General features: G+C 74.6%; 7 protein-coding genes. 3 read left to right on the top strand and 4 right to left on the bottom strand.

Annotated elements, in window-relative coordinates; genetic code table 11:
* Positions 1-69: 69 nt before the first annotated feature.
* The 3 genes from ACFWV8_RS34480 to ACFWV8_RS34470 form a co-directional block, all read right to left on the bottom strand.
* On the bottom strand, positions 70-879 hold the full coding sequence (locus ACFWV8_RS34480; RefSeq protein ID WP_384213687.1) for a methyltransferase domain-containing protein: 810 nt from the start codon (positions 877-879) through the stop codon (positions 70-72).
* Positions 880-959: 80 nt separating this feature from the next.
* Positions 960-1,517: a GNAT family N-acetyltransferase gene (locus tag ACFWV8_RS34475; RefSeq protein ID WP_384213684.1), complete on the bottom strand. Its 558-nt coding sequence runs from the start codon at positions 1,515-1,517 to the stop codon at positions 960-962.
* A 114-nt stretch (positions 1,518-1,631) separates the two neighbouring features.
* Positions 1,632-3,134, bottom strand: a complete 1,503-nt coding sequence (locus ACFWV8_RS34470; protein ID WP_384213681.1) for a bifunctional phosphatase PAP2/diacylglycerol kinase family protein — start codon at positions 3,132-3,134, stop codon at positions 1,632-1,634.
* A gap of 115 nt (positions 3,135-3,249) precedes the next feature.
* Here ACFWV8_RS34470 and ACFWV8_RS34465 point away from each other — a divergent pair, with 115 nt between their 5' ends.
* The 3 genes from ACFWV8_RS34465 (at position 3,250) to ACFWV8_RS34455 (ending at position 6,265) form a co-directional block, all read left to right on the top strand.
* Complete coding sequence (locus tag ACFWV8_RS34465; RefSeq protein ID WP_384213678.1) at positions 3,250-3,822, top strand: TIGR03086 family metal-binding protein; 573 nt, start codon at positions 3,250-3,252, stop codon at positions 3,820-3,822.
* A gap of 36 nt (positions 3,823-3,858) precedes the next feature.
* Positions 3,859-5,082: an aminotransferase class I/II-fold pyridoxal phosphate-dependent enzyme gene (locus ACFWV8_RS34460; RefSeq protein WP_384213675.1), complete on the top strand. Its 1,224-nt coding sequence runs from the start codon at positions 3,859-3,861 to the stop codon at positions 5,080-5,082.
* 91 nt (positions 5,083-5,173) lie between these two features.
* The gene (locus tag ACFWV8_RS34455) at positions 5,174-6,265 is read left to right on the top strand and encodes an MBL fold metallo-hydrolase (protein ID WP_384213672.1); all 1,092 of its coding nucleotides are present in this window, start codon (positions 5,174-5,176) and stop codon (positions 6,263-6,265) included.
* On the opposite strand, the gene ACFWV8_RS34450 is transcribed toward ACFWV8_RS34455, so the two are convergent.
* On the bottom strand, positions 6,245-6,940 hold the full coding sequence (locus ACFWV8_RS34450; protein WP_384213669.1) for a DedA family protein: 696 nt from the start codon (positions 6,938-6,940) through the stop codon (positions 6,245-6,247). The two genes, ACFWV8_RS34455 and ACFWV8_RS34450, sit on opposite strands and share 21 nt — an antisense overlap.
* Position 6,941: the final 1 nt, after the last annotated feature.

Below are 6,941 nucleotides of genomic sequence, written 5' to 3'. Positions count from 1 at the left end.
TCCGCCCGCAGGGCGGGGCCGCCGCGGGCCAGGCGCTACTTCGAAGACAGGACCCGGGGGAACCAACTCTCATACCCGGCACAGGATTTCACCGTGCGGGACCATGAACCACGCGTCGGGCTCCCCGCCCCACACGCGCCACGCCTCCGCGATCCCGGCGAGCCGCGCCGCGTCCGCGTGGCCGCCGTGTACGGCCAGTTCCGCGTAGACCGACGCGGTCGTCCGCTCCGCCCACAGTCCGCTCCACCACGCGCGCTCGTCCGGCGTCGCGAAGCACCACGCCGCCGCCGTGGACGTGATGTCCGTGAAGCCCGCGCCGCGGGCCCAGGAGAGGAGCCTGCGGCCCGCGTCGGGCTCGCCGCCGTTCGCGCGGGCCACCGTCCGGTACAGCTCCTGCCAGCCGTCCAGCGCGGGGGACGACGGGTACCAGGTGAACGCCCCGTAGTCGCTGTCGCGCGCCGCGACGATGCCTCCGGGCCTGCACACCCGGCGCATCTCGCGCAGCGCCTGCACGGGGTCTCCGACGTGCTGGAGCACCTGGTGGGCGTGGACCACGTCGAAGGAGTCGTCGGGGAAGTCCAGAGCGTGGACGTCGGCGACCGCGAAACGGACGTTGTCCAGACCGCGCGCCGCGACCGCCTCCCCGGCCCGCTCCAGGACGTCCGCCGCCGCGTCCACCGCGGTCACCATGCCGGGCGCCACCAGCGCGGCCAGGTCGGCGGTGATGGTGCCGGGACCGCAGCCCACGTCCAACACGTCGAGTCCGGAACGGAGTTCGGGCAGGAGATACGCAGCCGAGTTCGCCGCCGTGCGCCAGCTGTGCGAACGCAGGACCGACTCGTGGTGGCCGTGGGTGTAGACGGCGGTCTCTCTCGGCATGACCGGACTCCCTCTCGTGAAGTGATCCCGTCACGGTACGCCGCGATGTCGGAATATGAGACCCTCGTCTTGCATTGTGGTCACCCGGAAGCCGTTCGCCGCCACTCCCCGCGCGTGAGCGCGTACTCCACATCCCCCTGCTCCGAGCCCTCGATGACGTCCGGCCACTCCTCGGTGTATGTACGGACGAAGAGCAGCCCGGCCTTCTCCATGACCCGCCGGGAGGCTGTGTTGACCGTCATCGTGTTCGCCGTGACCCGCTCGGTGCCCAGCTCGGTGAAGGCCTTGCGCACGAGCGCTCGGGCGCCCTCCGTGGCGTACCCCCGGCCCCACACCGCCCGGTGCAGCCGGTACCCCAGCTCCACCTCCGCCCAACCGGGGTCGTTCAGCGGACGTAGCTCGAACCAGCCCAGCCACTCGCCGGTGGACCGCTCCTCCGCCGCCCAGAAGCCGCGCCCGAGCAGCCGGGGCAGGGCCTCGGCCCGGAACGTCTCGGGCTCGACGGGTACGCCGCCGTCGATGAAGCGCTTCACGCCGGGGTCGTTGTCCAGCGCGATGAGCCGGCCGAGGTCGGCCTCGTCGCAGGCACGCAGCCGCAGGCGCGGGGTTTCGAGGAAGGGAGCGGACACGGATTCCATGCGTACGAGCTTCGGCCCAGGCGCCAGGCCCGCGCCACCGATAAATCCCACGCCCGCACCCCACGCCCGCACCCCGCGCCCCGCGCCCGCCCCCCGGCCGCGCCCCGCACCCGCTCACAGGAACACACGCGGGCGGTACACCGTCAGCGCCTCGTTCGCCTTGTCGATCGTCAACTCGACCGGTGACTCGGCCACTTCGCCGTCGAAGGCCAGCGGTGTACCCGGCGCGATGCCCGTGATCCGTACCCGCCGCATCCGCTCCGCCGCGTGCGCCGGCGACCGGCTCAGCGGTCCGGCCGCCGCGGCGGCCAGCAGCCGCAGGCTGGGGAAGCTCCCGCCGTGCACGATCCGGACATCCAGCAGACCGTCCGCCAGATCGTGCCGGTGGCCCGGGGTGAACCCGAAGCGCTGGTAGATGCTGTTCCCCGCGAACAGCATCCACAGCGACCGGTGCCGCCCGTCGAACTCCGCCTCCAGCTGGTGCTGGCCGCGCAGCACCTTCGACGCGGCGACCACCCCGGCGGGCCAGCCGCCGATCCGCGGCGCCCAGTGCTCCCGTACACGTACCAGCTCCGGATAGACGCCCAGGCTGAAGGTGTTGAGGAAGTGGCCGCTCGCCCCGTCCGGCCCGGTGAACCGCCCGAGGTCGACGCGGACCGCGTCGCCCGCCTCCATCGCGCGGCAGGTGTCCTGCGAGTCCTCGATGCCGAGGTCGTACGCGAAGTGGTTCAGCGTGCCGCCGGGGAACACCGCCAGCGGCAACCGGCGCCGGGCGGCGACCACCGCGGCCCGGTTGACCGTGCCGTCGCCGCCGACCACGCCCAGCGCGGTGCAGCGGTCCGCCGCCTTCGCCAGCTCCGTGTTCACCTCATCGGGGTCGCACTCCACGAACTCCGCGAGCGGCAGCGAGTCGCGCAGCGCGCCCGCGGCGTCCGACGAGCCCGACGCGCGGTTGACGACGATCACCATGCCGTCGCCGCCCGGCAGGGCCGGTGCCTGTGCGTGCGGCCGTCCCGGCGACGGCAGCTGGGAGCGGGTCGGCACGATGCCGCGTACGGCGTACGCGGCCCCCACCCCCAGCGCCGCGCCCACCAGCACATCGCTCGGGTAGTGCACGCCCGTGTAGACGCGGGACGCCGCGACGGAGAAGGCGACGGGCGCCACCACCGCCCCCCAGCCCTTCGACTCCAGGGCGACACCCGTGGCGAAGGCGGCGGCCGACGCCGCGTGCCCGGACGGGAAGGAGGTGGTGACCGGCTGCCGCTTCAGCTGCCTGATCACCGGAACCGTGTCCCGGACCGGCCGCACCCGGCGTACCGACCGCTTGCCCACGGTGTTGATCGCGGCCGAGGCGACGGCGAGGGAGGCGACGCCCCGCAGGGCGGCGCGCCGGGAGCGCTGACCGCGCCCGATGAGCGCGATTCCGGCGGCGGCGCCGAACCAGAGGAGACCGTGGTTGGCGGAGCGGCTGAGGCGTGGCAGCACCGGTTCGGCGCCCGGCCAGTGCCGGTTCGCCGCCGACCGGAAGATCCGCCGGTCCCAGCCGCTGAGCAGCGCGGCGACCCGGGCCCGGGTGCCGGGACCGGCCGGGGTACGGCCCGCGTGGATGTCAGACATGGAACGCGGGTACCCCGTACTCCCCGGCCCCACGCAGGGCCCCGGAACCGGCCGTGAGCGGGCCGTGGACCGGCCGGACTCGCGTCCGGCCGGGCGGCCGGGGAAAGTGGGAGGCATGGATGATCCACTGCTGGACCGGCACGACGAGGCGCTCGACCTCTTCACGGACCGGGTGCACGCAGTCCGCGCGGACCAGTGGGGCGCGCCGACGCCCTGCGCCGCGTGGTCCGTACGCGACCTGGTCAACCACCTCACGGCCGAGCAGCTCTGGGTGCCCCCGCTGGTGAGCGAGGGCCGGACCATGGCGGAGGTGGGCGACGCCTTCGACGGCGACGTGCTCGGCGACGACCCGGTCGCCGCCTGGGACCGCGCGGCGGCGGGCGCACGCGCCGCGTTCGCCGAGCGGGGCGCGTCGGAGCGCGTGGTCGGGCTCTCCTACGGGCCGACCCGGGCCGGCGCCTACTGCGCGCAGATGGTGCTCGACGCCGTGGTCCACACCTGGGACCTGTCGCGCGGGATCGGTGTGAACGAGCGGCTGCCGGGGCCGCTGGTCGACTTCGCTCTCACGGAGGTCGAGCCGTACGCGGGAGCCCTGTCGGCGAGCGGCATGTTCGACGCCCCGCTGGAACCGCCACCGGACGCCGACGCCCAGACCAGGCTGCTGGCGATGCTGGGCCGCGGGGCGTAGATCCCCGGCGAGTGCGGGAGGAGGGAGGAGGCGGGCATGGGGACGACGGGGACGGTGCGCGAAGGGCGCGGTCCCGTACGGTACGGGCCGCTCGCCCCGGACCTGGGCCTGCCCGCGCTGCCCGAGCTCGTCGCCGAACTCGCCGGTGCCGCCGGACAGACCTCGCCCGAGCCGCCCGGCGGCGGACCGGTCCTGCGCGAGGCGGCCTGCGGCTACTGGTCGAGACGCGGTCTGCCCACCCATCCCCAGGAGGCCGCAGCGGCGGCCGGCGCGCAGCCGCTGCTCCTCGCGCTGCTCGCCGCGCACGGCGGCGACGTCCTGATGCCCCGCCCGCACCCGGCGTCCTGGGCGCCGCAGGCCCGGCTTCTCGGCCGGCCCTTCTTTCCGGTGCCGACCCCCGCGGAGTGCGGCGGCGTACCCGATCTGTACGCCCTCCTGGAGACGGTGCGCCGGGTACGGGCCGAGGGCGGCGACCCACGGCTGCTGCTGCTCTCGATCGCCGACGACCCGACCGGCACCGTCGCACCGCCCGAGCTTCTCAGGGAGGCGTGCGAGGCCGCCGTCGGCGAGGGCCTGCACATCATCAGCGACGAGACCTGGCGCGACACCCTGCACCGGCCCCGCGAGTCGGTGCCGCTCAGCCCGGCCGAGATGTGGCCCGACGACGTCACCGTCTTTTCCGACCTGGCGGGCGCGCTCACCCCGGCGTCCTGGCCCGCCGCCGTGGCGCGTTTCCCCGCCACCGGGGCCGGCGCCGGGCGCCGGGCCAGGACGCTGGACCATCTCACCGCGCTGGGCGCGCTCGTCGCGGCGCCGGTCGCCGCCGCCGCCTCCAGGGCACTCGACGAGCCGCCCGGCGTGACGGCGAGGGTCGCCGCCGCAGCCGCGCTGCACGCGCGCGTGGCCGGAGCCGTACACCACATCGTCCTGAGCGCCGGGGCGCTGGCCAGACCGCCCCGGGCAGGCCGTCATCTGTACGCGGACTTCGGCCCGTTGCGCCGGGGGCTCGCCGCGCGCGGGGTCGGCGACTCCATGGAACTCGAAGAGTTCCTGGGCGAACGGCTGGGCATGCCGGTGCCCGGCGGACACCGGTTCGGGGACGAACTGGGCGCGCTGCGCGTACGACTGGCGACCGGACCGCTGCTCGGATCAACCCCGGAGCAGCGGATGGAGTCCCTCACCGATGGGAAGCCCCTGGAACTGCCGCACGTCGCCGAGGCACTGGGCAATCTGGCGGCGGCTCTCGGGGAACCGCCCTGAGCCCGCAGGCCGCCGGTCTGATCCACGGCCTGATCCACCTCCGGCGTACCGCCCCGACGAACCGCGTCGCACCGCCCTGAACGGAGCTTCGATGACGGACCACACCGATCGGACGGACCCCACCCGACGCGTGCGCCGCACCGCCGCCACCTCATCCCGGGCCACCGCCGCCGGCGAGACCCTCCGGCCCGGCGGCACGCTACGCCCGCTCGGCGAGACCGGCCGTCCCTGGCCCAAGTCCTTCTCCCACCGGCTCACCACCCCGCTGCCCGGCGTACGCGCGCTGGCACGGCTCGCCCGCGAAGGCGCCGCGAGGCCGCGCCCCGGCGCGCTCGACGCCGTACCGATGCTGCCCGTCGAACGCGGGCCCCTGCCGGCCGTGGACGCCGCCACCGTCGCCGTCACCTGGGCGGGGCACGCGAGTTGGGTGCTCCGTATCGGCGGCTTCACCGTCCTGACCGACCCGGTGTGGTCGCGCCGGATCCTCGGCACGCCCGCGCGGATCACTCCCGTCGGCGTCCGGTGGGAGGAACTGCCGCCCGTCGACGCGGTCGTCATCAGCCACAACCACTACGACCATCTCGACGCGCCCACGCTGCGGCGGCTGCCGAGGGACACCCCGATGTTCGTCCCCGCCGGTCTCGGCCGCTGGTGCCGACGGCGCCGCTTCACCCAGGTCACCGAGCTGGACTGGTGGGAGGCCGCCGAACTGCCCGGCGGGGACGGCGGAACCGGCACCGTACGGTTCGATTTCGTGCCCGCCCACCACTGGTCCAAGCGCACCCTCACCGACACCTGCCGCTCGCTGTGGGGCGGCTGGATGCTCACCGACGCGGCGACCGGCAGGCGCGTCTACTTCGCCGGGGACACCGGCTACGGCCACTGGTTCCGGGAGATCGGCGGCCGGTACCCGGACATCGACCTCGCGCTGCTGCCGATCGGGGCGTACGACCCGCGCTGGTGGCTCAGCGATGTCCATGTGGACCCGGAGGAGGCCGTACAGGCTTGCCAGGACGTCGGCGCGCGGAACATGGCGCCCATGCACTGGGCGACGTTCGTGCTCTCGGCCGAGCCCGTGATGGAGCCGCTGGAGCGGGTCAGGGCCGCCTGGGAGCGGAGCGGGAGACCGCGCGAGCAGCTGTGGGACCTGCCGGTCGGGGCGTCACGCCTGCTGACCGTCTGACTCCGCAGGACCCTCCACCGCCGCCGGACCCTCCGGCGCGCACTGCCCGTCCCGCCGCGCGGAGCCGTCCGCGCCCCTGCCGCGCCCCCGCAGCTTGCGCCAGATCGTGGGACTGCCGCTGATCAGCACCGTCAGCGCCACCGCCGCGACGACGCCCTCCCACGGCTCGGCGAACAGCGACCCGCCGAGGATCCCGATCAGCTGGTACGTCGCCGCCCACGCCAGGCACGCCGGCAGCGCGCCCTTGACGAACCGCGTCGTCGGCCACTTGGTGAGCAGGCACGCGAGCATCACCGGTATCCGGCCCGCGGGCACCAGCCGCGACAGCACCAGGACCGTCACGCCGTGCTCCCGCAGCCTGCGCTGGGTCTGTTCGAGGGTGTCGTCGGAGACCCGCTGCTCCAGCGCCGCCAGCCACCGCGAGCCGTTCTTGGAGTTGACCCCCCGCCGCCCCAGCCAGTAGAGCGTGATGTCGCCGAGGAACGCCGCGAACGAGGCCACCACGAATATGTACAGCAGCGCGAGCGGCGCCGTCTGGTGGAAGGCGACGACCGCCGCCGAACTCACCACCGCGCCCGTCGGCACCACCGGCACCAGCGCTCCCAGCGCCACCAGCAGGAACAACGACGGGTAGGTGACGGCCTGCTGGGCGGACTCCGACGGCATCTGACTCATG

The organism is Streptomyces sp. NPDC058665 (assembly GCF_042714995.1).
Taxonomy (GTDB): Bacteria; Actinomycetota; Actinomycetes; order Streptomycetales; family Streptomycetaceae; genus Streptomyces.
This window is presented reverse-complemented; position numbering and strand designations above follow the sequence as displayed.

Coding starts and splice junctions, on each gene's coding strand:
- ACFWV8_RS34480 (WP_384213687.1), bottom strand. CDS start 879: ATGCCGAGAGAGACCGCCGTCTACACCCACGGCCACCACGAGTCGGTC.
- ACFWV8_RS34475 (WP_384213684.1), bottom strand. CDS start 1,517: ATGGAATCCGTGTCCGCTCCCTTCCTCGAAACCCCGCGCCTGCGGCTG.
- ACFWV8_RS34470 (WP_384213681.1), bottom strand. CDS start 3,134: ATGTCTGACATCCACGCGGGCCGTACCCCGGCCGGTCCCGGCACCCGG.
- ACFWV8_RS34465 (WP_384213678.1), top strand. CDS start 3,250: ATGGATGATCCACTGCTGGACCGGCACGACGAGGCGCTCGACCTCTTC.
- ACFWV8_RS34460 (WP_384213675.1), top strand. CDS start 3,859: ATGGGGACGACGGGGACGGTGCGCGAAGGGCGCGGTCCCGTACGGTAC.
- ACFWV8_RS34455 (WP_384213672.1), top strand. CDS start 5,174: ATGACGGACCACACCGATCGGACGGACCCCACCCGACGCGTGCGCCGC.
- ACFWV8_RS34450 (WP_384213669.1), bottom strand. CDS start 6,940: ATGAGTCAGATGCCGTCGGAGTCCGCCCAGCAGGCCGTCACCTACCCG.